This is a genomic window from Streptomyces sp. NBC_01707 (genome assembly GCF_041438805.1).
GTDB lineage: Bacteria > Actinomycetota > Actinomycetes > Streptomycetales > Streptomycetaceae > Streptomyces.
This window is the reverse complement of sequence record NZ_CP109190.1, coordinates 7,372,859-7,396,965: the sequence shown is the minus strand read 5'-3', so window position 1 is coordinate 7,396,965 and position 24,107 is coordinate 7,372,859. Positions and strand designations below refer to the sequence as shown.

Annotated in this window: 26 protein-coding genes; 8 read left to right on the top strand and 18 right to left on the bottom strand. The window is 69.9% G+C overall.

All coding sequences use genetic code 11. From position 1 onward, the window contains the following. Nucleotides 1-14: 14 nt before the first annotated feature. Nucleotides 15-701 carry a DUF4232 domain-containing protein gene (locus tag OG963_RS33165; RefSeq protein ID WP_093929673.1) on the bottom strand — a complete coding sequence of 229 codons (687 nt, stop codon included), beginning with the start codon at nt 699-701 and terminating at the stop codon, nt 15-17. A gap of 156 nt (nt 702-857) precedes the next feature. On the opposite strand from OG963_RS33165, the gene dapA reads away from it, so the two are divergent. Then, nucleotides 858-1,742 (top strand): 4-hydroxy-tetrahydrodipicolinate synthase, encoded by an 885-nt coding sequence (gene dapA / locus OG963_RS33160; RefSeq protein ID WP_371799762.1) that lies wholly within the window; start codon nt 858-860, stop codon nt 1,740-1,742. On the opposite strand, the gene dapD is transcribed toward dapA, so the two are convergent. Together dapD and OG963_RS33150 are read right to left on the bottom strand one after the other, a co-directional pair. Continuing rightward, complete coding sequence (gene dapD, locus OG963_RS33155; RefSeq protein WP_030919878.1) at nt 1,739-2,725, bottom strand: 2,3,4,5-tetrahydropyridine-2,6-dicarboxylate N-succinyltransferase; 987 nt, start codon at nt 2,723-2,725, stop codon at nt 1,739-1,741. The genes dapA and dapD overlap by 4 nt on opposite strands. Nucleotides 2,726-2,816: 91 nt before the next feature. Beyond that, the gene (locus OG963_RS33150) at nt 2,817-4,064 is read right to left on the bottom strand and encodes an MFS transporter (RefSeq protein ID WP_371799761.1); all 1,248 of its coding nucleotides are present in this window, start codon (nt 4,062-4,064) and stop codon (nt 2,817-2,819) included. A 100-nt stretch (nt 4,065-4,164) separates the two neighbouring features. Here OG963_RS33150 and OG963_RS33145 point away from each other — a divergent pair, with 100 nt between their 5' ends. After that, nucleotides 4,165-5,034: a winged helix-turn-helix transcriptional regulator gene (locus tag OG963_RS33145; RefSeq protein ID WP_093771849.1), complete on the top strand. Its 870-nt coding sequence runs from the start codon at nt 4,165-4,167 to the stop codon at nt 5,032-5,034. Nucleotides 5,035-5,157: 123 nt separating this feature from the next. On the opposite strand, the gene OG963_RS33140 is transcribed toward OG963_RS33145, so the two are convergent. Together OG963_RS33140 and OG963_RS33135 are read right to left on the bottom strand one after the other, a co-directional pair. Continuing rightward, a complete protein-coding gene (locus OG963_RS33140) occupies nt 5,158-5,694 on the bottom strand; it encodes a TetR family transcriptional regulator (protein ID WP_319325382.1) in 537 nt (178 codons plus the stop codon). Further along, entirely contained in the window at nt 5,694-6,014 is a 321-nt protein-coding gene (locus tag OG963_RS33135; protein ID WP_093771845.1) for a multidrug efflux SMR transporter, read from the bottom strand. Before OG963_RS33135 ends, OG963_RS33140 begins: the two co-directional genes overlap by 1 nt. Before the next feature lie 275 nt (nt 6,015-6,289). On the opposite strand from OG963_RS33135, the gene OG963_RS33130 reads away from it, so the two are divergent. After that, on the top strand, nt 6,290-7,306 hold the full coding sequence (locus tag OG963_RS33130) for a hypothetical protein (protein WP_093929669.1): 1,017 nt from the start codon (nt 6,290-6,292) through the stop codon (nt 7,304-7,306). Nucleotides 7,307-7,361: 55 nt separating this feature from the next. On the opposite strand, the gene OG963_RS33125 is transcribed toward OG963_RS33130, so the two are convergent. The 10 genes from OG963_RS33125 to OG963_RS33080 form a co-directional block, all read right to left on the bottom strand. Beyond that, a complete protein-coding gene (locus OG963_RS33125; RefSeq protein ID WP_093771841.1) occupies nt 7,362-7,727 on the bottom strand; it encodes a VOC family protein in 366 nt (121 codons plus the stop codon). 65 nt (nt 7,728-7,792) lie between these two features. Continuing rightward, on the bottom strand, nt 7,793-7,942 hold the full coding sequence (locus tag OG963_RS33120) for a hypothetical protein (RefSeq protein WP_176901976.1): 150 nt from the start codon (nt 7,940-7,942) through the stop codon (nt 7,793-7,795). A 275-nt stretch (nt 7,943-8,217) separates the two neighbouring features. Then, the gene (locus OG963_RS33115) at nt 8,218-8,556 is read right to left on the bottom strand and encodes a metal-sulfur cluster assembly factor (protein ID WP_030919840.1); all 339 of its coding nucleotides are present in this window, start codon (nt 8,554-8,556) and stop codon (nt 8,218-8,220) included. Then, entirely contained in the window at nt 8,553-9,008 is a 456-nt protein-coding gene (sufU, locus tag OG963_RS33110) for a Fe-S cluster assembly sulfur transfer protein SufU (protein WP_037822147.1), read from the bottom strand. The genes OG963_RS33115 and sufU overlap by 4 nt, the downstream gene beginning before the upstream one ends. A 10-nt stretch (nt 9,009-9,018) precedes the next feature. After that, complete coding sequence (locus tag OG963_RS33105; RefSeq protein WP_030919837.1) at nt 9,019-10,275, bottom strand: cysteine desulfurase; 1,257 nt, start codon at nt 10,273-10,275, stop codon at nt 9,019-9,021. After that, entirely contained in the window at nt 10,272-11,036 is a 765-nt protein-coding gene (gene sufC, locus OG963_RS33100) for a Fe-S cluster assembly ATPase SufC (RefSeq protein ID WP_030919835.1), read from the bottom strand. The genes OG963_RS33105 and sufC overlap by 4 nt, the downstream gene beginning before the upstream one ends. A 7-nt stretch (nt 11,037-11,043) precedes the next feature. Continuing rightward, the gene (locus OG963_RS33095) at nt 11,044-11,361 is read right to left on the bottom strand and encodes a bifunctional 3-phenylpropionate/cinnamic acid dioxygenase ferredoxin subunit (protein ID WP_030919832.1); all 318 of its coding nucleotides are present in this window, start codon (nt 11,359-11,361) and stop codon (nt 11,044-11,046) included. Then, nucleotides 11,361-12,542 (bottom strand): Fe-S cluster assembly protein SufD, encoded by a 1,182-nt coding sequence (sufD, locus tag OG963_RS33090; RefSeq protein ID WP_030919831.1) that lies wholly within the window; start codon nt 12,540-12,542, stop codon nt 11,361-11,363. The genes OG963_RS33095 and sufD overlap by 1 nt, the downstream gene beginning before the upstream one ends. A gap of 59 nt (nt 12,543-12,601) precedes the next feature. Further along, complete coding sequence (sufB, locus tag OG963_RS33085) at nt 12,602-14,023, bottom strand: Fe-S cluster assembly protein SufB (RefSeq protein WP_030919829.1); 1,422 nt, start codon at nt 14,021-14,023, stop codon at nt 12,602-12,604. Beyond that, entirely contained in the window at nt 14,020-14,760 is a 741-nt protein-coding gene (locus OG963_RS33080; protein WP_030919827.1) for a metalloregulator ArsR/SmtB family transcription factor, read from the bottom strand. Before OG963_RS33080 ends, sufB begins: the two co-directional genes overlap by 4 nt. A gap of 136 nt (nt 14,761-14,896) precedes the next feature. Between OG963_RS33080 and OG963_RS33075 the strand changes: the two genes are divergently transcribed. The 3 genes from OG963_RS33075 (at nt 14,897) to OG963_RS33065 (ending at nt 17,679) form a co-directional block, all read left to right on the top strand. Next, nucleotides 14,897-15,823: an ABC transporter ATP-binding protein gene (locus OG963_RS33075; protein ID WP_093771837.1), complete on the top strand. Its 927-nt coding sequence runs from the start codon at nt 14,897-14,899 to the stop codon at nt 15,821-15,823. Further along, the gene (locus OG963_RS33070; RefSeq protein WP_093771835.1) at nt 15,820-16,587 is read left to right on the top strand and encodes an ABC transporter permease; all 768 of its coding nucleotides are present in this window, start codon (nt 15,820-15,822) and stop codon (nt 16,585-16,587) included. Before OG963_RS33075 ends, OG963_RS33070 begins: the two co-directional genes overlap by 4 nt. 78 nt (nt 16,588-16,665) lie before the next feature. Continuing rightward, nucleotides 16,666-17,679 (top strand): heme A synthase, encoded by a 1,014-nt coding sequence (locus OG963_RS33065; protein ID WP_030919821.1) that lies wholly within the window; start codon nt 16,666-16,668, stop codon nt 17,677-17,679. Nucleotides 17,680-17,786: 107 nt separating this feature from the next. On the opposite strand, the gene OG963_RS33060 is transcribed toward OG963_RS33065, so the two are convergent. From OG963_RS33060 to OG963_RS33050, 3 genes are all read right to left on the bottom strand, one after another. After that, nucleotides 17,787-18,920, bottom strand: coding sequence for an amidohydrolase (locus OG963_RS33060; protein WP_093771833.1), 1,134 nt, complete (start codon nt 18,918-18,920; stop codon nt 17,787-17,789). Between the two features lie 119 nt (nt 18,921-19,039). After that, nucleotides 19,040-19,399, bottom strand: a complete 360-nt coding sequence (locus tag OG963_RS33055) for a hypothetical protein (RefSeq protein WP_030919814.1) — start codon at nt 19,397-19,399, stop codon at nt 19,040-19,042. A gap of 95 nt (nt 19,400-19,494) precedes the next feature. After that, the gene (locus tag OG963_RS33050) at nt 19,495-20,448 is read right to left on the bottom strand and encodes a heme o synthase (RefSeq protein ID WP_078878798.1); all 954 of its coding nucleotides are present in this window, start codon (nt 20,446-20,448) and stop codon (nt 19,495-19,497) included. 400 nt (nt 20,449-20,848) lie between these two features. On the opposite strand from OG963_RS33050, the gene tkt reads away from it, so the two are divergent. Then, the gene (tkt, locus tag OG963_RS33045) at nt 20,849-22,951 is read left to right on the top strand and encodes a transketolase (protein WP_371799760.1); all 2,103 of its coding nucleotides are present in this window, start codon (nt 20,849-20,851) and stop codon (nt 22,949-22,951) included. A gap of 34 nt (nt 22,952-22,985) precedes the next feature. After that, nucleotides 22,986-24,104, top strand: a complete 1,119-nt coding sequence (gene tal, locus OG963_RS33040; RefSeq protein ID WP_093771829.1) for a transaldolase — start codon at nt 22,986-22,988, stop codon at nt 24,102-24,104. Nucleotides 24,105-24,107 lie beyond the last annotated feature (3 nt).

Genomic DNA, 24,107 nt, shown 5'->3' with positions numbered 1-24,107 from the left:
CCGCCCCGGAGGCGCTACTGGGGCGACACGGTGCGCCAGGCGGTCATGTTCAGCTCGTCGAGCAGCCGTACGTCGCTCCCCTTCAGCGGGAAGGTACGCGCCTCCAGCCCCGGTGCCGGTGCGATCTCCAGCGCGTCGCCCTCGATGAGGTCGCCGCCGGTCGCGGTGGAGACCCAGGCGAGCAGCGAGTGCAGAGACTTCCCCGGCTTCAGCATGATCTCTTTCGGCCCCGGGTCGGTTCCCATGTACGAGGAGCCCGGGTTCACCTTGACCGGCAGCGGTTCGCCTTCGTCGTCCAGGACCCGGACGGACGGGTAGCCGTCGACCCGGTACGGCTTGCTCCCGCAGTTGGTGAGCGTGAGCCCCACGGCCCGGTGACCCAGTGCGGCCTGCACCTCGCCCATGTCCACGACGACGCCGGAGGACGGGCAGTCGGCCCGGGCGGCGGCACTCGGCGGCGGGGCCGGGCTGGTCACGTCGCCGGTGGCCGGCGGGGCGGTGGACAGATCACCGGGCTGCAGCTTCTCCGCGTGCACCCGGCCGGGCGTCCGCGAAACGCTCGGCGTCGGCGCCGGCTCCCCCTCGCCGGCCGGCACGAACAGTCCGGCGCATCCCGACAGCGACAGGGCCAACACCCCGGCCGTGCACGCGGCCGCCACCGCTCTTCGCGTACCGCTCCCCGTACTCGCCGTTTCCTGCATGCTCATGCACCCGCCCCCGTATCGGCCTGCCGCATAGGCGTTCGATCATGCCAGAGCGCGGACCGGACTCCTAGGACCATTGTTCAGCGTTCCTTCCTCTTCACCCCAAGAAGAACTAAGTAGACCTTTACGGTCCGGCCGTCGGACACTTCGGACATGACAGCATCCGTAGCCCCCTTCGGTCGCGCCCTCTGCGCCATGATCACTCCGTTCACCGCCGAGGGCGACCTGGACCTGGACACCGCCGGGAAGCATGCCGCCGGCCTCGTCGCCGACGGCTGCGACGGCCTGGTGCTCAGCGGGACCACCGGCGAGTCCCCGACCACCACCGACGCCGAGAAGACCGCACTGCTGCGCGCGGTCCGGGAGGCCGTCGGCGACGGCGTACCGCTCGTCGCGGGGGTCGGCAGTGCGGACACCCGGCACACCGTGCAGCTGGCGCAACAGGCCGAACAGGCCGGAGCGGACGGGCTGTTGGTCGTGACGCCGTATTACAGCAGACCCCCGCAGGCCGCCGTCGAGGCGCACTTCGGGCGCGTCGCCGACGCGACCGGCATTCCGCTGATGCTGTACGACATCCCCGGCCGCACCGGCACCCGTATCGAGCCGGCGACCCTGCTGCGGCTGGCCGAGCACCCGCGCATCGCGGCGGTGAAGGACTGCGCGTACGACCTGCTCGGCTCGACGAAGGTGATCGGCGCGACCTCGCTCGCGTACTACTCGGGTTGCGAGGAACTCAACCTGCCGTTGTACGCGGTGGGCGCGGCGGGCTATGTCAGCACGGTCGCCAATGTGGCGCCCCGGCAACTGCGTGAGGTCATCGACGCGTTCGACGCCGGGGACACCGCGGAGGCCGCCCGGCTCAATCTGCTGACCGCGCCGCTGGCCGAGCTGATGATGGCGTCGGGTCTGCCCGGCACCGTGACGGTCAAGGCGCTGCTCGACATGGGCCCGGTCCGGGAACCGCTGCAGCCCGCCGGGCGCGAGGCGACCGACGGGCTGCGGAGGGCGTACGAGGAACTCCTCGCGGCTACACGCTAGTTGTGGCTGTGCAGGATCTCGTTCAGGCCGTCCCACACCGCGTTGTTCGGGCGGGCCTCGACGGCGCCGGTGATCGAGTTGCGGCGGAACAGGATGTTCGAGGCCCCGGAGAGCTCGCGCGCCTTGACGATCTGGCCGTCCGGCAGCGTGATGCGCGTACCGGCGGTGACGTACAGACCGGCCTCGACGACGCACTCGTCGCCGAGCGCGATCCCGACGCCGGCCTCGGCGCCGATCAGGCAGCGCTCGCCGATGACGATGCGCTCCTTGCCACCGCCGGAGAGGGTGCCCATCGTGGAGGCGCCACCGCCGATGTCGGAGCCGTTGCCGACGACGACGCCCGCGGAGATGCGGCCCTCGACCATCGACGTGCCGAGCGTGCCGGCGTTGAAGTTGACGAAGCCCTCGTGCATGACGGTCGTACCGGCGGCGAGGTGCGCGCCGAGCCTGACCCGGTCGGCGTCGGCGATCCGGACGCCCTTCGGAGCGACGTAGTCCGTCATCCGGGGGAACTTGTCGACCGAGGTGACCTGGAGGTGCAGGCCGTCGGCGCGGGCGTTCAGCCGCACGTGCTCCAGGTCGTCGACGGCGACCGGACCCAGCGACGTCCAGGCGACGTTGGCGAGGAAGCCGAAGATGCCGTCCAGGTTCTGGCCGTGCGGCTGGACGAGGCGGTGCGAGAGGAGGTGCAGGCGCAGGTACGCGTCGTGCGCATCGAGCGGCTTGTCGTCGAGCGAGGCGATGACCGTACGGACGGCGACGATCTCGACACCGCGGCGGGCGTCCACGCCGATGGCCTTGGCCGCACCCTCACCGAGCAGGTTCACGGCGAGGTCGGGGGTGAGCCGCTCGGTTCCGGCCGGACCGGGCTCGGCGGTGAGCGCGGGGGCGGGGTACCAGGTGTCGAGAACGGAACCGTCGCCGGCGATGGTGGCGAGGCCGGCGGCGACGGCGCCGGTGGTGCGAGAAGTCGTGTCGGTCATGACACGAAACCTAACCGGCGAGGACCCGCCGGAGCCAACCGGTCTCGCCGGACGGTCACCGCGCGGCCCCCGCCGGCCTCGCACGGTCCGGTCACCCGGACCGTGCCTGCCGTACGGGTGGCGCCTGCGCCGCAGACGCGTCGCGCACCGGCCCCCGCACGGTCTTCGCCCCGGGCCCGCTCAGCCGCCGCGCCGCCAGCACCGCGAGGCCCGCGCCGCCCGCCAGCAGCGCGCAGGCCGGCCAGAGCAGCTCCGGCGCGGCGGCGTAGAGCGCGCCGCCGAGCGGTGGCGCCAGCACCTGCCCGCTGATGGAGGCGCCCGCGTACAGACTCTGGAAGCGGCCCTGCGCATGGGCGTGTGCCTGGTCGGCGACGTATGCCGTGGCGGTGGTCTTGTAGAGGATCTCGCCCGCGGTCACCGACGCCATCATGGTGACGGCGAACAACGCCCCCGCCCCCGGGATCAGTACCGCGAACCCCAGTCCCACCAGCAAGAGACCGGCGCCGACGATGCTCAGCGGCGCCCGTCGGCGCAGCGCGTGCGTCACGGGGAGTTCGAGGCAGAGGATGACGCCGCCGTTGATGGCGAGCAGCCAGCCGTAGAACTGGGTGCTGCGGCCGTGATCGGCGAGGAAGACCGGCAGGGTCGAGTACTGCTGCCGGTAGACGAGGTCCACGCAGAGGATCGCGGCGAGCAGCACGGGCACCGCCGGCCTCGCCCGCATCTCCCGCAGGAGTCCGGGCGCGTCGGGGTTGCGGGCCTGCCGGGTGTGTACGGTGCCGCGCGCCGGGAGCACCTTCGATGCGTACACGGCGAAGAGCAGCGTCCCTAGGCCGTCGACGACGAACAGCAGGCCGTACGAGAAGTGGGCGGCGATCAGCGCGCCGAGCGGTGGGCCGACGGTGAAGCCCGCGTTGCCGCCGGCGCGCATCACGGCGAAGCTCTGGCGTCGGCCGCCCTCGGGCACGGAGACGGCGACGAGTGCGGAGTTGGCGGCGCGTACGACGCCGGCCGCGTACTGCGCGAGCGGCAGCACCGCGTACATCGCCGCGATCGGCAGGACCGGCAGGGTGACGAGCACCGCGCCGCTCACCAGCGCGCCCGCGAGGAGCATCCGGCGGTGGCCGTAGTGGTCGCCGAACCAGCCGCCGGTGAAGTTCCCGGCGACCAGGCCGACCCCGCCGATGCCGGCGATCACTCCGGCCTGCGGAACGGTCAGTTCGCGCGGTCCGGTCAGATAGACGAAGAGATAGACGAAGGTGAAGCTGACGACTCCGTTGAGGAAGGCCCCGAAGGCCAGCAGCCGCACCGTCCGCGGCACGTTCCGCAGCATCCCCATCCCCGTCACCCTCCCCAGTGAGTTCCCCTTGGGAACGGACTATGGCAGCATGCTTTCCGCGGGTCAATCCATGAGGAAGAGAACGGAAGAAGACGAAGCAATGCCGCAGCGCACCAGCCTGGCCGACGCCGACTGCGCGATCGCCCAGGCCCTCGATGTCGTCGGCGACTGGTGGACCCTGCTGATCGTGCGGGACACCGCGCGCGGGGTGCACCGCTTCGACGCGCTCCAGCAGGAGCTGGGTATGTCCCGCAAGGTACTCACCGAGCGGCTGCGCCTGCTGGTCGACGCGGGGGTACTGACCCGGGAGCCGTACCAGGACCGCCCGGCCCGGTACGAGTACCGGCTCACCCCGCGCGGCCGGGCACTGCTGCCTGTGTTGATCGCGCTCCAGGACTGGGGCGACACCTGGGTGACGGGAGGCGGAGAGACGATGGCGACGACCGAGGAGGCGTCCCGGGAGGCGGCGCGGGTGCACGCACTGGTGGGCACCCGCCTGCCCGAGCTGCAACTACAGGACAGCTACGGCGTGTTGAGCGACCCGGTCGCCGACACCCCGTACACCGTCCTGTACTGCTTTCCGGGCGCCTACGCCCGCCGGGACGCCTATCCGCCCGGTTGGGCGGAGATCCCGGGCGCGCGCGGCTGCACCCTCGAATCCTGTACGTACCGCGATCAGTTGGCCGAGTTCACCGCGGCGGGGGCGAGTGTGCACGGAGTCTCCACCCAACGCCCGGACGAGCAGCGGGCGTTCGCGGACGCGGAGGGGCTGCGCTTCCCACTGCTTTCCGACGCGGAGCTGGAGCTGGCGGCAGCGCTGCGGCTGCCGACGTTCCGCGCCTCGGGGGTCAGCCGGCTGAAGCGGCTGACGCTGGTGGTGGACCGGGACCGGACGGTTCGCGAGGCGCTGTATCCGATCACGGACATCGAGGCGAGCGTGCGGGCGGCGCTGACGGCGGTCGGCGGCTGAACCGGCCGGACGCCCCCGGCCTGCCGATGGGCGATGCGCCGACGCCCACCCGGTCCGGGACCGCTCTGCGCCGCCCTGCCCCGGCCGACCGTGGCCGGCCCTGTCAGCCCTGACCGGCCCTGGTCAGCCGATGATCCGGGCCAGCATCTCCCGCGTGTACGCCGCGTCGTACGTCCCGCCCGTCAGCAGCACCTGCAGACAGATCCCGTCCATCAGCGCTGTCAGCGCCCGCGCGGTGGCCGGGTCGGTGCGCCCGGCGAGCAGCTCGGCGGTACCGTCCGTCCACTCGGCGGCGACGGGCCGCAGTGCCGGCCGGCGCAGCGCCGCAAGATACAGCTCGTACTCCAGCTCCGGTCGCCCGCGCCCGCCGGAGAACCACTCCCCCAGCAGCCGGGCCAGCTCCTCGGCGAGGTCCGCGTCCGGCGCGAGGAGCGCCTCGCTCTCCCGCATGGCGCGGGCGAAGTGCTCGTTCGACCGGCGCAGCGCGGCGATCAGCAGATCGTCGAGCGAGGCGAAGTGATACGTCGTCGAACCGAGCGGCACATCGGCCTCGGCGGCGACGGAGCGGTGGCTGAGCCCCGCGATGCCCCTTGCGCCCACCACCCGGATCGCCGCGTCGATGATGCGGCCGCGGCGCTCGGGGTCGTAACGGCGGACCATCAGTGGGCTCCGCCCAGGTTGAGCACCACCACGCCGGCGATGACCAGGGCGATGCCCGCCACCTTGACCGGGTTGCCGGACTCACCCATGAACAGGACGCCTATGGTGGCGACCGCGGCCGTGCCGACCCCGGCCCAGATGGCGTACGCGGTTCCCATGGACAGTGTCTTGAGGGTCTGCGCGAGCAACGAGAAGGCCAGCAGATAGCCGACGACGGTGATGAGCGAGGGCCACAGCCGGGTGAAGCCCTCGCTGTACTTCATGGCCGTCGTCCCGGCCACCTCCGCCGCGATGGCCGCGGCCAGCAGCCCATATCCCATGTGTACGAGTGTACGCATCGTTGCGTACACCTGTACACAACGCCGGGCCGGATCCGGCATCCCCGGCCCGCAGCGGTCGGTGGTGCCGGCCGGGATCCGCTGCCGGGTCCGGACCGCTACGGTGTCCCGACCGGCACACAGCAACGACAACAGACAACGGAGCAGCAGTGGCGCAGGACGCAGGGTGGGGCGGCGGTGTGCCCGGGGGCGGCACACCGTACGGAGGAGCGCCGTACGGAGGGCCTCCCGGGCCGCCGGGATGGGGCGGCGGCTGGATGCCCCCGAAACCCGGGGTGATACCACTCCGGCCCCTCGGTCTCGGGGACATACTCGGTGGAGCCTTCTCCACGATGGGCCGCTACTGGAAGCAGCTGTTCGGCGTGGGCGCGGCCGTGTACGGCGGGGCACTGGTCGTGGTCGGGGCGGCGGTCGCGATCGCGTACTCCGCGGTCAGTGACCCTCTGCACCGGGTCATGGAGCTCTCCTCGGAGGAGAGCCCTCGATCCGAGGACATCGTGCCGCTGGCGATCGCCCTCGGCGCCGTCTGGCTGGTGGCCGTCCTGGTGCTGATGACCGCCACGGCGATGATGTACGCGACGGTTCCGGCGGTTCTGCAGGACGCGGTTCTGGGCCGGCCGACCACCTTCGGCATCATCTGGCGCCGGGCCTGGGCGCGGGTCCCGGCCGTGATCGGCACGGTGCTCCTGACCTCCCTGGTCGCGGTCATCCCGATAGTGCTCATGATGGTCGCCTTCATCGCCATGACGATCGCGTTCATCACCCTGGACGGATCCGGCAGCGGGGTGGCGATCGCGGTGGGCGTCCTGGGCGCTCTGGCCACCGCCCCGTTGGCGATTTGGCTCTGGGTGAAGTTCTCGCTGGCCCCCGCGGCCGCGGTCTTCGAGGGGCAGCGCCCGGTCGCCGCGCTGCGCCGCTCGTCTCAGCTGGTGCGCGGTGACTGGTGGCGGATCTTCGGCATCTCTCTGCTCGCCATACTCATGGCGGCCGTGGCGAGCTACATCATCCAGCTGCCGTTCTCGATCCTCGGCATGTTCCCCGGCATGATCGGCATGGAGAGCCTGGGCTCCGATCCGAATGCGACGGCGGTCGTCGTCGCCATGAGCGGCTACCTGGTGGCCACGCTGCTGGGGCAGCTGGTCAGCCAGCTCGTCTCGGCCACGTTCCCTCAGCTGGTGACCGGTCTGCTGTACGTCGATCGCCGGATGCGCAACGAGAACCTGGGCCCGGTGCTCGCCGAAGCCGCTGCCGTGCCCCCGCAGTTCGGCCCGTGAGCGCGGGTCGGGCCCGCGCACACGGGTCCGACCCGGGTACCGGTGCAGTCGGCTCTCAGTCGATGAGCGAGTTCTTCGGAGTCAGCACGCAGAACTCGTTCCCCTCGGGGTCTGCCAGCACCACCCAGCCCGCATCGGCGCGCTGGCCGACGTCCGACCGGGTGGCACCGAGGCCGATGATCCGTGCGACCTCCACGGCCTGGTCGTCGGGTGCGAGATCGATGTGCAGCCGGTTCTTGACCGTCTTCCCCTCCGGTACGGGGACGAAGGTGATGCCGGGCACGGCGTCCTTGTCGGCGCCGATGACGACTTCGTCGTCGGCTTCGAAGAGCACCTCCCAGTCGAGCACCCGGCACCAGAACCGGGCCTGCGACGGCAGATCGTGGGCGTCGACGACGATGGAGTAGAAGGAAACGGCCATGACCGCCAGTCTGCACGGTGGACATGGCCGTTCGCCATGACAGAACGCGAAGCCGTGCCCGGTCGTCAGCTGCTGACGGTGAACCGGACGGAACGCGGCTTCTTCCACTCGGCGTGGTCGAGGTCCCTCGCCTCGGTAACGTCCCCGTACATATCGGCGGAACCGGCGTCGGTGATCAGCTGCGCCCGCGCACCCGGCACCGCCAGGTCCGGCACGTCGACGACGGCCTCCTCGCCGAAGTCCCGTAAGTGGCGGCGTGCGCAGGGGTGTCGACTCCCAGGGCCGCCAGCACAGGAACGCCGGCCGCGGCGGTGGCCCCGACGGTTCCGCAGCGAAAACTGATGCAGCACGGCGTGCCTCTCGTCGGCGTGATGTCGAGGAGTACGCTCCGGTTCCCGTACCAACGGCGGGCACACCATCCGTAGGGCAGACGGACGACGCCGAACGGCCCCCGGTGGAAGCCGGGGGCCGTTCGGGTCAGGCATATGGCTCAGACGTTGAAGCCGAGCGCACGCAGCTGCTCGCGCCCGTCGTCCGTGATCTTGTCCGGGCCCCACGGCGGCATCCAGACCCAGTTGATCCGCAGCTCACTGACGAGGCCGTCGGTCGCGGACTTCGCCTGGTCCTCGATGACATCGGTCAGCGGGCAGGCCGCGGACGTCAGCGTCATGTCGAGGGTGGCGATGTTGGCGTCGTCGATGTGAATGCCGTAGATCAGGCCCAGGTTGACGACGTCGATGCCCAGTTCGGGGTCGACGACGTCGTACAGGGCCTCGCGGACCTCCTCCTCGGAGGCCGGCTTGGTGGTCAGAGTCTCGTTGTCGCTCATGCCGTCTTCCCTTCGGACAGCGCCTGCGCCGTCGCGTCCTTCCACGCCATCCAGCTCAGCAGCGCGCACTTGACCCGGGCCGGGTACTTCGAGACACCGGCGAACGCGACCGCGTCCTCCAGCACCTCCTCCATCGCATCGTCCGGCTCCAGCTGACCCTTCGACTGCATCAGCTCCAGGAAGGTCTCCTGGATCTTCTGCGCCTCGCCCAGCTCCTTGCCGACCAGCAGCTCGTTCAGCACGGAGGCGGAGGCCTGGCTGATGGAGCAGCCCTGACCCTCGTACGACACGTCGGCGATGGTCTCGCCGTCGTACCTCACCCGGAGCGTGATCTCGTCGCCGCACGTCGGGTTGACGTGGTGCACCTCGGCGTCGCCGTCCCGCAGGCCGCGCCCGTGGGGGTGCTTGTAGTGGTCCAGGATCACTTCCTGGTACATCGAATCAAGCTTCACCAGTCAACCCTCAGCCGAAGAAGTTCCGTACATGCTCCAGACCGTCCACCAGGGCGTCGACCTCGGCAGGCGTGGAGTACAGATAGAACGACGCTCGCGTCGTCGCAGGAATTCCGTACCGCAGGCAGACCGGCCGTGCGCAGTGGTGTCCGACCCGGACCGCGATGCCCTGCTCGTCGAGGACCTGGCCCACGTCGTGCGGGTGGATGTCGCCGAGCGTGAACGAGATCGTGGCGCCGCGGTCCTCCGCGGTGGCCGGACCGATGATCTTGAGGTCCGGGACCTCCAGGAGGCGCTTCACCGCGTACTCGGTGATCGCGTGCTCGTGCTGGAAGATCTTGTCCATGCCGATCGCCGAGAGGTAGTCCACGGCCGCGCCGAGGCCGACGGCCTGCGCGATCGGGGGCGTACCCGCCTCGAACTTGTGCGGTGCCGGGGCGTATGTCGACGAGTGCATCGACACGGTCTCGATCATCTCGCCGCCACCGAGGAACGGCGGCAGGTCCTCCAGCAGCTCGTGGCGGCCCCAGAGCACACCGATGCCGGTCGGGCCGACCATCTTGTGACCGGTGAAGGCCACGAAGTCGGCCTGCAGCGCCTGCACGTCGAGCACCATGTGCGGGGCGGCCTGCGAGGCATCGATGCAGACCAGCGCGCCGACCTGCTGGGCACGACGGATGATCTTCTCGACCGGGTTGATCGTGCCCATGATGTTGGAGACCAGCGTGAAGGAGACGATCTTCGTCTTCTCCGTGATGATCTCGTCGATGTTGGACAGGTCCAGGCGGCCGTCGTCGGTGATGCCGAACCACTTCAGCTTCGCGCCGGTGCGCTGCGAGAGCAGCTGCCACGGCACGATGTTGGAGTGGTGCTCCATCTCCGTGGTGACGATCTCGGTCTCGTGGTCCACCCGGTAGGGCTCGTCGGCCCAGCCGAGCATGTTCGCCACCAGGTTGAGCGACTCCGAGGCGTTCTTGGTGAAGATCACCTCGTTGCGGCTCGGCGCGTTGATGAACGCGGCGACCTTGTCACGGGCGCCTTCGTACAGCGCCGTGGCCTCCTCCGCGATCGTGTACACACCTCGGTGGACGTTGGCGTTGTGCCGCTCGTAGTACTCACTGAGAGCGTCGAGCACCTGGCGCGGCTTCTGCGAAGTCGCCGCGCTGTCCAGGTAAACGATCTTCTTCCCGTCGTGGACCGTACGATCCAGCAGGGGGAAGTCCTTGCGGATCGCCTCGGTGTCGAGGAGGCCCGGCAGCTGTGTCACGCGGAAGCGCCACCCTTCACATATGCCTCGTAGCCCTCGTTCTCCAGCTTGTCGGCGAGCTCGGCGCCGCCGGACTCGGCAATACGGCCGTTGGCGAAGACGTGCACGAAGTCGGGCTTGATGTAACGGAGGATCCGCGTGTAGTGCGTGATCAGCAGCGTGCCGACCTCGCCGGTCTCGCGGACCCGGTTCACGCCCTCGGAGACGACGCGCAGGGCGTCGACGTCCAGACCGGAGTCGGTCTCGTCGAGGATCGCGACCTTCGGCTTGAGGAGCTCCAGCTGAAGGATCTCGTGGCGCTTCTTCTCACCACCGGAGAAGCCCTCGTTGACGTTGCGCTCGGCGAACGCCGGGTCCATCTGGAGATCGGCCATCGTCTCCTTGACCTCCTTCACCCAGGTACGCAGCTTGGGCGCCTCGCCGCGGACGGCGGTGGCGGAGGTACGCAGGAAGTTGGAGACCGAGACACCGGGGATCTCGACCGGGTACTGCATGGCCAGGAAGAGGCCGGCGCGGGCGCGCTCGTCGACGGTCATCGCCAGGACGTCCTCGCCGTCCAGGGTCACCGTGCCGCTGGTGATCGTGTACTTGGGGTGACCCGCGAGGGAGTACGCGAGGGTCGACTTGCCGGACCCGTTGGGGCCCATGATGGCGTGGGTCTCGCCCTGCTTCACGATCAGGTCGACGCCCTTGAGGATCTCCTTCGTGGCGTTGTCGGCCTCGACGGAGACGTGCAGGTCGCGGATTTCAAGCGTTGCCATGGGTGACTCAGGACTCCTGGGTGACGGAGACGAGCACATCGTCCCCTTCGATCTTGACGGGGTATACGGGGACGGGGCGCGTCGCGGGAAGGCCGGACGGCTTGCCGGTGCGCAGGTCGAAGCTGGAGCCGTGCAGCCAGCACTCGATCATGCAGTCCTCGACCTCTCCCTCGGACAGTGAGACGTTCGCGTGCGAGCAGATGTCGTTGATCGCGAACACCTCGCCCTCGGTGCGGACCAGGGAGACCGGCGTACCGTCGAGCTCCACCCGCTTCGGGGTGTCCTCCTCCAGCTCGCTCAGCGCACAGACTTTGACGAAGGCCATCAGACGGAAGCCTTCAGCTCGGCCTCGATCTTGTCGAGCAGACGGGCCTCGACGTCCGGCAGACCGATCTGCTGGACGAGCTCGGCGAAGAAACCGCGCACGACGAGTCGGCGGGCCTCCTCGGCCGGGATGCCGCGGGACATCAGGTAGAAGAGCTGCTCGTCGTCGAAGCGGCCGGTCGCGGAGGCGTGACCGGCGCCGACGATCTCGCCGGTCTCGATCTCCAGGTTCGGCACCGAGTCGACCCGCGCACCGTCCGTGAGAACGAGGTTGCGGTTCATCTCGTACGTGTCGGTGCCCTCGGCCTTGGCCTGGATGAGGACGTCACCGATCCAGACGGCGTGCGCGTCCTGGCCCTGCAGCGCGCCCTTGTAGACGGCGTTGGACTTGCAGTGCGGGGTGTTGTGGTCGACCAGGAGGCGGTGCTCCTGGTGCTGGCCCTTGTCGGTGAAGTACAGACCGAAGAGCTCGGCCTCGCCGCCGGGGCCCGCGTAGGCGACCCGCGGGTGGAGCCGGACCAGGTCGCCGCCGAAGGTGACGACGATCGACTTGAAGGTGGCGTCGCGGCCGATCAGCGCGTTGTGCTGGGCGGCGTGGACGGCGGTGTCGTCCCAGTCCTGGACGGAGACGACGGTGAGCTTCGCGCCGTCACCGAGGACGTACTCGACGTTGCCCGCGACGACCGCGTCACCGGTGTGGTCGATGACGACGACGGCCTCGGCGAAGGCTCCCAGCTCGACGACCTGGTGGGCGTAGGCCACACCGCCCTCGCCGTGCACGGCGATCCGGATCGGCTCGGGAAGCACTGCCTCCTTGGCGACCGTGATGACCGAGGCCTGCTCGAAGGACGAGTACGCCTGGGCGGCGACACGGTCCACCGGGGTGCCGGCCCGGCCGAGCCGGGCGTCGTCACGGCCGACGGTCTCGACCGTGACGCCCTCGGGGACTTCCACCGCGACCTTGACGGCGCCACCGGTCGCGACGGCGGTGCCGTCGTGCAGCCCGCGCAGCCGCTCCAGCGGCGTGAACCGCCACTCCTCCTCCCGGCCGTGCGGGACCGGGAAGTCCGCTACGTCGAAGGACGGGGGCGCGCTCATGCGCGTGGCGACGGTCGACTCGGCGGCCACCGCGATGGACCCGGTGGTGGTGGACCCCGCCGGAATGTTCTGAGCCTCAGCCATGGCTGTCGTAGTGCTCGCTTTCTCTGTCAAAAGTCGGGGGATTCGGTCGTCAGGCTGTGCTAGCCGACCGAACCCTCCATCTGCAGCTCGATCAGCCGGTTGAGCTCGAGCGCGTACTCCATGGGCAGCTCGCGCGCGATCGGCTCGACGAAGCCGCGCACGATCATGGCCATGGCCTCGAACTCGGTCAGACCGCGGCTCATCAGGTAGAAGAGCTGGTCCTCGGAGACCTTGGAGACGGTGGCCTCGTGACCCATGGACACGTCGTCCTCGCGGACGTCCACGTACGGGTACGTGTCGGAGCGGGAGATCGTGTCGACCAGGAGCGCGTCGCACAGCACGTTGGACTTGGAGCCCCCGGCGCCCTCGCCGATCTCGACCAGACCTCGGTACGAGGTACGGCCGCCGCCTCGCGCCACCGACTTGGAGACGATGTTGGAGGAGGTGTTCGGCGCCATGTGGACCATCTTGGATCCGGCGTCCTGGTGCTGGCCCTCGCCCGCGAAGGCGATGGAGAGCGTCTCGCCCTTGGCGTGCTCGCCCATCAGGTAGACGGCCGGGTACTTCATGGTGACCTTGGAGCCGATGTTGCCGTCGACCCACTCCATGGTCGCGCCCTCGTACGCCACGGCGCGCTTGGTGACCAGGTTGTAGACGTTGTTCGACCAGTTCTGGATCGTCGTGTAACGGCAGCGGCCGCCCTTCTTCACGATGATCTCGACAACGGCGGAGTGCAGCGAGTCCGAGGAGTAGATCGGCGCGGTGCAGCCCTCGACGTAGTGGACGTAGGCGTCCTCGTCGACGATGATCAGCGTCCGCTCGAACTGGCCCATGTTCTCCGTGTTGATACGGAAGTAGGCCTGCAGCGGGATGTCGACGTGGACACCCTTCGGCACGTAGATGAACGAGCCGCCGGACCACACGGCCGAGTTCAGCGAGGCGAACTTGTTGTCGCCGACCGGGATGACCGTGCCGAAGTACTCCTTGAAGAGCTCCGGGTGCTCCTTCAGCGCGGTGTCCGTGTCGAGGAAGATGACGCCCTGCTCCTCCAGGTCCTCACGGATCTGGTGGTAGACGACCTCGGACTCGTACTGCGCGGCGACACCGGCGACCAGGCGCTGCTTCTCCGCCTCCGGGATACCGAGCTTGTCGTACGTGTTCTTGATGTCCTCGGGCAGGTCCTCCCAGGACTCCGCCTGCTTCTCGGTGGACCGCACGAAGTACTTGATGTTGTCGAAGTCGATGCCCGACAGGTCCGAGCCCCAGTTCGGCATGGGCTTCTTGTCGAACAGGCGAAGCCCCTTGAGACGGAGCTTCAGCATCCACTCGGGCTCGTTCTTCTTTGCCGAGATGTCGCGTACGACAGCCTCGGAGAGGCCGCGCTTGGCCGCCGCGCCTGCCGCGTCGGAGTCGGCCCAGCCGAATTCGTACGTACCCAGACCCTCGAGCTCAGGGTGGGCAGTCTCCGTGGGGAGCGTCATGCGGGGTTCCTCCCGGCCGTGCTTGCAGATGCTGATGTGGTGGTCTGTGCGGTTGCGGGTCCGCCGCGCGGTACGAACGTCGTGCACACCCCGTCGCCGTGGGCGATGGTGGCCAGACGTTGCACATGGGTCCCGAGCAGGCTGGAGAAGATCTCCGTCTCCGCCTCGCACAGCTGCGGGAACTGCTCGGCGACATGTGCGACCGGGCAGTGGTGCTGGCACAGCTGCTCGCCCTGCTGGGGGCCCGGCGCGCTTCGCGCCGTAGCAGCGTACCCGTCGGTGGACAAGGCCTTGGCCAGCGCCTCCGTGCGCTTCTCGGGGTCCGCCGCGTCGATCGCCTTGCGGTAGGCCGCCGACTGGGCGGCCGCCCTGGCGCGGACGAAGGCGACGACCGCCTCGTCGCCCGCGGTCTCGGCGATCCAGCGAAGAGCGTCGGCGGCAAGCTTGTCGTAGGACTGGTCGAAGGCGTCCCGGCCGCAGTCGGTCAGGGCGAACACCTTGGCCGGACGACCGCGGGTCCGCGCCCCGTAGACCCGCTGTTCGCGGGCCTCGACGACACGGTCGGAGACGAGGGCGTCCAGATGGCGGCGGACGGCGGCCTGGGTCAGTCCCAGGCGCTTCGCCAGATCGGCGACGGTGGACGGGCCGTGGTCCAGGATGGAGCGCGCGACCCGGTTGCGCGTCGAGCGCTCGCCGGTCGCGAGTTCCTCCTGCGGAGCCTCGCCCTGGTATTTCACAACGCCATTGTTGCGTAATTACTCCGGCCCTGACAACCACGGTCCGAAACGATCAATGGTGGAGTTCGTCACTTAGGGTTACCTAATTCGGCCCCGGGGGACTCGCCCGCCGGGCCGCTGCCTAGACTTACCGGCCATGAAGAACGAGCCGGTCGTGCAGATCCGTGGCCTGGTGAAGCGGTACGGCACCAAAACCGCCGTCGACGGCCTCGACCTGGACATACGCACCGGTGCGGTCACCGCCGTCCTCGGCCCCAACGGCGCCGGCAAGACCACCACGATCGAGAGCTGCGAGGGCTACCGCCGGCCCGACGCGGGCACCGTCCGCGTCCTCGGCCTCGACCCGGTCACCGACGCGGCCGCGCTCCGCCCCCGGATCGGCGTGATGCTGCAGTCGGGTGGTGTCCACTCCGGAGCACGCGCCGACGAGATGCTCCGCCACATGGCGAAACTCCACGCCCACCCGCTGGACGTCGACACCTTGATCGACCGCCTCGGCCTCGGCAGCTGCGGCCGTACGACCTACCGCCGGCTCTCCGGCGGCCAGCAGCAGCGGCTCGCCCTGGCGATGGCCGTCGTCGGCCGCCCCGAGCTGGTGTTCCTGGACGAGCCGACCGCGGGCCTCGACCCGCAGGCCCGCCGTTCCACCTGGGATCTCGTACGGGAACTGCGCTCCGACGGTGTGTCGGTCGTCCTCACCACCCACTTCATGGACGAGGCCGCGGAGCTGGCCGACGACGTCGCCATCGTCGACGCGGGCCGGGTCATCGCACAGGGCAGCCCGGAGACGCTCTGCCGTGGCGGCGCCGAGAACACCCTGCGCTTCACCGGCCGCCCCGGACTCGACCTCGGCTCGCTGCTGAAGGCGCTGCCCGACGGCACGCAGGCGGACGAGCTCACCACCGGCGGGTACCGCATCAGCGGCCAGGTCGACCCGCAGCTGCTGGCCACCGTCACCTCCTGGTGCGCGCAGCACGGCGTGATGCCGGACGGCATCTCCGTCGAGCGCCACACCCTGGAGGACGTCTTCCTGGAACTGACCGGCAAGGAGCTGCGCGCATGAGCGCCGGTACGTACACCCCGCGGCCCGGTGCCGCCCCGCTTCCCCGCATGATCGGTGCGCAGGCCGCGCTGGAGACGCGGATGCTGCTGCGCAACGGCGAGCAGCTGCTCCTGACGGTGATCATTCCGACGCTGCTGCTGGTGCTGTTCAGCGCCGTCGACATCGTGGACACGGGCGCGGGCAGGTCCGTCGACTTCCTGGCGCCCGGCATTCTCGCGCTCGCCGTCATGTCCACCGCCTTCACCGGACAGGCGATCGGCACCGGCTTCGAGCGGCGCTACGGCGTGCTCAAGCGGCTCGGTGCCTCACCGCTGCCCCGCTGGGGTCTGATGACCGCCAAGACCCTCTCCGTGCTGGTCACCGAGGTACTGCAGGTCGTACTGCTGACGGCGATCGCGTTCGCGCTCGGCTGGTCGCCGCACGGCAGCCCGTTCGCCGTCCTGCTGCTCCTCGTGCTCGGCACCGCGGCCTTCTCCGGGCTCGGGCTGCTGATGGCCGGGACGCTGAAGGCGGAGGCGACGCTCGCCGCCGCCAATCTGGTCTTCCTGCTGCTGCTGGTCGCCGGCGGGGTCATCGTGCCGCTGGACAAGTTCCCGGACGCGGTGCAGTCGGTGCTCGGGCTGCTGCCGATCGCGGCCCTGTCGGACGGACTGCGGGACGTGCTCCAGCACGGTGCCTCGATGCCGTGGCGGGATCTCGGGATCCTCGCGGTCTGGGCGGTGCTCGGGCTGGGCGCCGCAGCCAAGTTCTTCCGCTGGGAATGACACGGACGGACCGCTCCGGCCCACCGGTTCGGGGTAACTCGTCCCCCTCGTGAAAGCTTGCACAAGCCGCCGCTTACGATGGTGCGCGTGCCCAAGCTGACCCGAGCCGAAGTCGCTCAAGCCACGCGGAACCCGCTTCTCTGCATCGCCGAACGCTGGACTCCGTCCCCCCGGACGGTCCGCCGGGCGGCGATGTCGGCCGTCGTGATGGCCGTGCTCATCGTGGTGACCGGCGGCGCCGTCCGGCTCACCGGCTCCGGCCTCGGCTGCCCGACGTGGCCCAAGTGCACCGACGAGTCCCTGACCGCGACCAGCGCGATGGGCTTCCACGGCGCCATCGAGTTCGGCAACCGGATGCTCACGTACGTGCTGTGCGCGGCGGTCGGCTGGACGATCATCGCGGCCCGCTCGGCGAAGCCGTGGCGGCGCAGCCTCACCCGGCTGGGCTGGGCACAGTTCTGGGTGGTCATGGGCAATGCGGTGCTCGGCGGCATCGTGGTGCTCGTCGGCCTCAACCCGTACACCGTCGCGGCCCACTTCCTGCTCTCCACCGCGCTGCTCACGGTCGCCGTGCTGACCTGGCAGCGGGTCCGTGAGGGCGACGCCGAGCCCCGTCCGCTGGTGGGCAAGGCGGTCTCACAGCTGACCTGGCTGCTGACGGTCGCGGCCGGTCTGCTGATCGCGGTCGGCACGGTCGTCACGGGTGCCGGACGGCACGCGGGCGACTCCAGCGACGTCCACCGCATCCCGCTCGACTGGAAGATGATCGCGCAGCTGCACGCCGATCTCGCCTGGGTCGTGGTGGCGCTGACGGTGGCGCTCTGGTTCGTGCTGAAGGCCGTCGACGCGCCGGCCGGGCCGCAGCGCCGTACCCGTGATCTCTTCCTGGTGCTGATGGCGCAGGGCGTGATCGGTTACGTCCAGTACTTCACCGACACCCCGGAGATCCTGGTGGGGCTGCACATGCTCGGCTCGTGCCTGGTGTGGATCGCGGTCCTGCGGGTCCTGCTGTCGCTGCGTGAGCGCCCCTCGGCCGTCGCCTCCGTCCCCGGCCCCGCCGCCGAACAGCCGGAGCCCGCGGCCGCCGGCTGAGCCCAGGGGCGGCGACCGGTTCGTCTCCCCGCCCCACTCGGCGACTTGCCGTCACGGTTTCGGGGAACGCGAGAAGGCCTTCGACGAGGACGGGCGCCGACCGCCCTTCACGCCGGCCCGTACACCCTGCGCGCATTGCCGGAGGCGATCATCGCGGCGACCCGCGTGGCATCGGTACGCGACCACGCGCCGTCCGCCACCCAGTCGCCCAGCACCCGGCCGAGCGCCTCGCGGAACTGCCGCGCGCCCACCACATGGAGTTCCGGCAGCCCCTGGGCGCCGCTGGAGAAGAGCAGCTTGCCGAAAGGGGCCAGCTCCAGGGTCTCCGCGAGGACGGCCGCGGCGCGCGCCCCCGTCCGGGCGGGGGCGGCGCCCACGTCGGCGTACACATGCGGGTGGACGCTCGCGAGCTGCGCGGCGTGCCGGTGGTACGGATAGCTGCGCAGCAGCACCAGGTCGCTGCCGAGCCCGGCCGTGGCGGCGGCGAAGCCCGCCAACCGCTGCGGGTCGCTGGCGTGCAGATGGAACTGCAGCGGCCGCCCGCAGGCCACGGCGGTCCACAGCAGGTGCCGCAGCAGCACCGGGTCGTCGAGGGGCGCGTACGGCGCACTCGGGCCGCCACCGCCGGTGCGTGCCGCTCTGCGTTCCGCCTCCCGCCCGGCGAGCCACCGTCCGGCCGCTCCGCGCACCGCGCCCGGCCCGGGCGGCCCGGCGTCGGGTTCCAGGCCGTGGCGTGCGGCCGCGACGGAGGTGAAGGCGGCGGCGGAAGCGGCGGAAGCGTGCACGGCCTCGGCCAGATTGGCGAGGAAACTCTCGACGGTGCCCGAGGTGTCGGCGATCTGCTCGGCCAGCGACTCCAGCCGGACGAGCTCGCGGGCGTCGGCCCCGGACGCGACGGCGATCTCGGCGGGGCCCGTCAGGTCGCCGCGGAGGCCGGTGTCGACGAGGTAGGTGGTGACGCCGGTGGCCCGCAGGAGCCGTCGGCCGGTCTCGAGCACGCCCAGTTCCCGGCGGCGGGCCAGGTAGCCGGCCGGCGGGCAGTGGGGTTCGAGGCCCAGCAGCGGAGGGCACCAGCGCCGCACGGCGAAACCGGTCTGTGTGTCGAAGAAGGTGGTGCCGGGGGCGGCCTGCCCGCCGGCCGTCGCCAGCCGGGCCTCGAAGGTGCCGAGGCCCAGCTCGGTCCGGAGCACCCCGTGGCAGTGCTGGTCGACCAGATCCGCCACGGGCAGTGTGTCGGTCATCCGGGGCTCCCTCGACGACGTGTGTGTACCCGTCCTAACGGGTGAACCCGGTGTCAGGTGTTGCTCCTGCGCCACCGGTGTGCGCCCCGCACGCCGTCGGATGAGGCCCGGGTGGCCGGTCAGGCCTTGTTGGACGGGCCTCCGACCTGGATCCCGGCCATCCGCGTCCACTCGTAGGGGCCGGTGCGGACCTTGGCGGCGAACTCGCCGTCGAAGGACTCGTGCATCGTGATCCCGGCCTTCGCGGTGGCGCTCTCGGCGACCGCGTACGACGGTGCGACGAGGTCGCCCCAGCCGCCGTCCCCGCCGACCAGGACGATGCGGGTGCCCATCTGCCCGATGTACGCGAGCTGCCCCTCGGCCCCGCCGTGCGCCTTGGCGAAGGCACCGATCTGCTTGGCGAGCCTGGCTGCCCTGCGCTCCGCGCGGGCGGCCTGCTTGCTGTCGTCAACCTGCTGGGTTTCTGCCGTCTCTGCCATGCAACGGATGCTACCGACGGGTAGATCAACTGGCGACGGGCGGGCCACGTGGCATGGGCCACGTCGCCCGCCCGTCGGCAGGAGCGGAAGCGGTGTCAGCGCAGGAAGGGGTCCACCGCGACGGCGACGAACAGCAGCGAAACATAGGTGATCGACCAGTGGAACAGTCGCATCTCCTTGAGCTTGGCACCGGACACGCCGGCCTTGGCCCGGTTCTGCAGGCCGTGTGCCTCCCAGAGCCAGAACCCGCCTGTCAGCAGCGCCACAGAGGTGTAGAACCAGCCGGTGTAGCCGAGCGGGGTCAGCAGCAGCGAGACGGCCACCATCACCCAGCTGTAGATGACGATCTGGCGGGCGACCACCCGGTTGGAGGCAATGACCGGAAGCATCGGCACGCCGACCCGGGCGTAGTCGTCCTTCACCTTCATCGACAACGGCCAGTAGTGCGGCGGCGTCCAGAAGAAGATGACGGCGAAGAGGATGACGGCGGCCCACGACAGCGAGTTCGTGACGGCGGACCAGCCGATGAGGACCGGCATGCAGCCCGCGATGCCGCCCCAGACGATGTTCTGCGCGGTGCGGCGCTTCAGCAGCATCGTGTAGACGACGACGTAGAAGAGCAGGGCACCGAGCGCCAGCGCCGCCGAAAGCCAGTTGACCAGCAGTCCGAACCAGACCGTCGAGATCACCGCGAGGGCGATGCCGAAGGCCAGGCACTCGCGCGGACTCACCATGCCGGTCACCAGTGGGCGCTGCGACGTACGGTCCATCAACGCGTCGATGTCGCGGTCGATGTACATGTTGAGCGCATTGGCACCACCCGCGGAGAGATATCCGCCGATGGTGGTGGTGAGCACGAGCCACAGGTCGGGCACACCTTGAGCGGCCAAAAACATCACCGGAACGGTGGTGATAAGCAACAGCTCGATGATCCGCGGCTTGGTCAGCGCCACGAATGCCTTGACACGGGCCCCGAACGGGCGATGGCCCCCTGGGCTCGGAGTCAAGGCGACCCCTGCGGGTCGGGACTCGACGGCCGTCACGCACACCCCTGACAGAGAAATCCCAGCAAGCTCCGGGCAGGAAGGCCCAGTGAAGACTTGCGCGAACCAGACCACTGTAGACGTTGGGGACAGGCCGTTCTTCGCGGGGGTGGGGTCGTGTTGGAGTGGCACAGAAGTGCTGTGCACGAGCGGTGCTCATGCGTCGCGCAGGAGAGGCGCATAAGTAAGGAGTGACGCTCATCGGAGTAGCGCAGAAGTGGCCGGTCGCGCTCATCGGAGTGGCGCAGAAGTGAGCCCTCCCGCTCATACGGGAGGCGAACTTCGCGGGTCGCCTGCACCCTGGAAAGCACCCGGAAATTGCGGCTTCTGACGGGGGTAGGCTCGACAATGTCCGGTGCGGTCACAGTCACCGGTTTACAACAGTGGAGAGGAGCCCTGACTCAGGGTGAGCACCAAGCCGACCACCACAGACCTCCAGTGGACCGAATTGGACCAGCGGGCCGTGGACACTGTCCGCGTCCTTGCCGCCGACGCCGTACAGAAGGTCGGAAACGGCCACCCGGGTACGGCTATGAGCCTGGCTCCCGCCGCGTACACCCTCTTCCAGAAGGTGATGCGGCACGACCCCGCCGACGCGGACTGGACGGGCCGCGACCGGTTCGTGCTCTCGGCGGGCCACACCAGCCTGACCCTGTACATCCAGCTCTACCTGGCCGGGTACGGCCTGGAGCTCGATGACCTCAAGGCGTTCCGCACCTGGGGCTCGAAGACCCCCGGGCACCCGGAGTACGGCCACACCACCGGTGTCGAGACGACGACCGGTCCGCTGGGCCAGGGTGTCGCCAACGCCGTGGGCATGGCGATGGCCGCCCGCTACGAGCGCGGTCTGTTCGACCCGGAGGCGGCCCCCGGCACCTCCCCGTTCGACCACATGATCTGGGCCGTCGCAGGTGACGGCTGCCTGCAGGAGGGCATCTCCGCGGAGGCGTCCTCGCTGGCCGGGCACCAGAAGCTCGGCAACCTGGTCCTGCTCTGGGACGACAACCACATCTCCATCGAGGGCGACACGGAGACCGCGGTCTCCGAGGACACCCTGAAGCGGTACGAGGCGTACGGCTGGCACGTCCAGCGCGTCGCCCAGCTGCCCAACGGCGACCTGGACCCGGTCGGTCTGTACAACGCGCTGCAGGCGGCCAAGGCCGAGACCGAGCGTCCGTCGTTCATCGCGGCCCGCTCGATCATCGCCTGGCCGGCCCCGCACGCCCAGAACACCGAGGCCTCGCACGGCTCGGCGCTCGGCGACGACGAGGTCGCCGCGACCAAGAAGGTCCTGGGCTTCGACCCGGAGAAGACCTTCGAGGTCTCCGACGAGGTCATCTCGCACACCCGTGAGGCGCTGGACCGCGGCCGCGAGGCCAAGGCCGAGTGGGAGAAGACGTTCGCCGCGTGGCGCACCGCCAACCCGGAGCGCGCCGCCGAGTTCGACCGGATCTCGGCGGGCGAGCTGCCCGCGGGCTGGGAGGACAAGCTTCCGGTCTTCGAGCCGGGCAAGGCGATCGCCACCCGCGCCGCCTCCGGCAAGGTGCTCCAGGCGCTCGGCGAGATCATCCCCGAGCTGTGGGGCGGCTCCGCCGACCTCGCCGGCTCGAACAACACCACGATCGACAAGACGTCGTCGTTCCTCCCGGTGGGCAACCCGCTGCCGGGCGCGGACCCGTACGGCCGAACGATCCACTTCGGTATCCGCGAGCACGCCATGGCCGCGGCCATGAACGGCATCGCACTGCACGGCAACACCCGCATCTACGGCGGCACCTTCCTGGTGTTCTCCGACTACATGCGCAACGCCGTGCGTCTGTCCGCGCTGATGCACCTGCCGGTGACGTACGTGTGGACGCACGACTCGATCGGTCTCGGCGAGGACGGCCCGACCCACCAGCCGGTGGAGCACCTGGCCTCGCTGCGCGCCATCCCGGGCCTGAACATCGTCCGCCCGGCCGACGCCAACGAGACCTCCATCGTCTGGCGCGAGATCCTGCGCCGCTACACCAAGGTGTTCGGCAAGGGCGCCCCGCACGGTCTGGCGCTCACCCGTCAGGGTGTGCCGACGTACGAGGCGAACGAGGACGCGGCCAAGGGCGGCTACGTGCTCTTCGACTCCGAAGGGGCCGACGGGCAAAGCGCGGAGCCGCAGGTCCTCCTGATCGGCACCGGTTCCGAGGTGCACCTCGCCGTCGAGGCGCGCGAGGAGCTGCAGGCGGCCGGCATCCCGACCCGGGTCGTGTCGATGCCGTCCATCGAGTGGTTCGAGGAGCAGGACCAGGCGTACAAGGACAGCGTTCTGCCGCCGTCCGTGAAGGCCCGCGTCGCCGTCGAGGCGGGCATCGGCCTGACCTGGTACCGGTACGTCGGCGACGCCGGCCGGATCGTGTCGCTGGAGCACTTCGGTGCCTCGGCCGATGCCAAGGTCCTGTTCCGCGAGTTCGGCTTCACCGGCGAGCACGTGGCCGCCGCAGCACGGGAATCCCTCGCCGACGTCACGCGCTGACGCCGTTATACGACTAGTAGGAGATGCAATTCTCATGACAGACGCACTCAAGCGCCTCTCCGACGAGGGCGTGGCGATCTGGCTCGATGACCTGTCGCGCAAGCGGATCACGTCCGGCAACCTCGCCGAACTGATCGACCAGCAGCACGTCGTGGGCGTCACCACCAACCCGTCGATCTTCCAGAAGGCCATCTCGCACGGCGACGGTTACGAGCAGCAGCTCACCGACCTCGCGACCCGCAAGGTCACCGTCGACGAGGCCATCCGCATGATCACGACGGCGGACGTCCGTGACGCCGCCGACATCCTGCGGCCGGTCTTCGACGCCACGGACGGTCAGGACGGCCGGGTCTCCATCGAGGTCGACCCGCGGCTGGCCCACCGGACCCACGCCACGATCGCCGAGGCCAAGCAGCTGGCCTGGCTGGTGGACCGGCCGAACACGCTCATCAAGATCCCGGCGACGAAGGCCGGTCTGCCGGCCATCACCGAGGTCATCGGCAAGGGCATCAGCGTCAATGTCACGCTGATCTTCTCGCTGGAGCGCTACCGCGAGGTCATGGACGCCTACCTGGCGGGCCTCGAGAAGGCGAAGGCCGCGGGCCTGGACCTCTCCAAGATCCACTCGGTGGCCTCGTTCTTCGTGTCCCGCGTGGACTCCGAGGTCGACAAGCGGCTCGACGCGGTGGGCACCGACGAGGCCAAGGCACTGAAGGGCAAGGCGGCGCTCGCCAACGCCCGGCTGGCCTACGAGGCGTACGAGGAGGTCTTCTCCTCCGACCGCTGGGCCGCCCTGGACAAGGTGCAGGCCAACAGGCAGCGTCCGCTGTGGGCCTCCACCGGCGTGAAGGACCCTGCCTACAAGGACACGCTGTACGTCGTCGACCTGGTCGCCCCCGGCACGGTGAACACCATGCCCGAGGCCACCTTGGATGCCACGGCCGACCACGGGGAGGTCACCGGCAACACCATCGCCGGCACCTACGCCCAGGCGCGTGCCGAGCTCGACGCCGTCGCAGAGCTCGGGATCTCCTACGACGACGTCGTGCAGCTCCTCGAGGACGAGGGCGTCGAGAAGTTCGAGGCGTCCTGGATCGATCTGCTCAACTCCACCGAGGCGGAGCTCAAGCGCCTCGCCCCTTCGGAGGGCTGACCA

Coding starts and splice junctions, on each gene's coding strand:
- dapA (WP_371799762.1), top strand. CDS start 858: ATGACAGCATCCGTAGCCCCCTTCGGTCGCGCCCTCTGCGCCATGATC.
- OG963_RS33150 (WP_371799761.1), bottom strand. CDS start 4,064: ATGGGGATGCTGCGGAACGTGCCGCGGACGGTGCGGCTGCTGGCCTTC.
- OG963_RS33145 (WP_093771849.1), top strand. CDS start 4,165: ATGCCGCAGCGCACCAGCCTGGCCGACGCCGACTGCGCGATCGCCCAG.
- dapD (WP_030919878.1), bottom strand. CDS start 2,725: ATGACCGACACGACTTCTCGCACCACCGGCGCCGTCGCCGCCGGCCTC.
- OG963_RS33130 (WP_093929669.1), top strand. CDS start 6,290: ATGCCCCCGAAACCCGGGGTGATACCACTCCGGCCCCTCGGTCTCGGG.
- OG963_RS33060 (WP_093771833.1), bottom strand. CDS start 18,920: ATGACCGACACACTGCCCGTGGCGGATCTGGTCGACCAGCACTGCCAC.
- OG963_RS33165 (WP_093929673.1), bottom strand. CDS start 701: ATGCAGGAAACGGCGAGTACGGGGAGCGGTACGCGAAGAGCGGTGGCG.
- OG963_RS33070 (WP_093771835.1), top strand. CDS start 15,820: ATGAGCGCCGGTACGTACACCCCGCGGCCCGGTGCCGCCCCGCTTCCC.
- OG963_RS33115 (WP_030919840.1), bottom strand. CDS start 8,556: ATGAGCGACAACGAGACTCTGACCACCAAGCCGGCCTCCGAGGAGGAG.
- OG963_RS33135 (WP_093771845.1), bottom strand. CDS start 6,014: ATGGGATATGGGCTGCTGGCCGCGGCCATCGCGGCGGAGGTGGCCGGG.
- sufB (WP_030919829.1), bottom strand. CDS start 14,023: ATGACGCTCCCCACGGAGACTGCCCACCCTGAGCTCGAGGGTCTGGGT.
- tal (WP_093771829.1), top strand. CDS start 22,986: ATGACAGACGCACTCAAGCGCCTCTCCGACGAGGGCGTGGCGATCTGG.
- OG963_RS33075 (WP_093771837.1), top strand. CDS start 14,897: ATGAAGAACGAGCCGGTCGTGCAGATCCGTGGCCTGGTGAAGCGGTAC.
- OG963_RS33140 (WP_319325382.1), bottom strand. CDS start 5,694: ATGGTCCGCCGTTACGACCCCGAGCGCCGCGGCCGCATCATCGACGCG.
- OG963_RS33055 (WP_030919814.1), bottom strand. CDS start 19,399: ATGGCAGAGACGGCAGAAACCCAGCAGGTTGACGACAGCAAGCAGGCC.
- sufD (WP_030919831.1), bottom strand. CDS start 12,542: ATGGCTGAGGCTCAGAACATTCCGGCGGGGTCCACCACCACCGGGTCC.
- sufC (WP_030919835.1), bottom strand. CDS start 11,036: ATGGCAACGCTTGAAATCCGCGACCTGCACGTCTCCGTCGAGGCCGAC.
- OG963_RS33095 (WP_030919832.1), bottom strand. CDS start 11,361: ATGGCCTTCGTCAAAGTCTGTGCGCTGAGCGAGCTGGAGGAGGACACC.
- OG963_RS33125 (WP_093771841.1), bottom strand. CDS start 7,727: ATGGCCGTTTCCTTCTACTCCATCGTCGTCGACGCCCACGATCTGCCG.
- OG963_RS33065 (WP_030919821.1), top strand. CDS start 16,666: ATGGTGCGCGTGCCCAAGCTGACCCGAGCCGAAGTCGCTCAAGCCACG.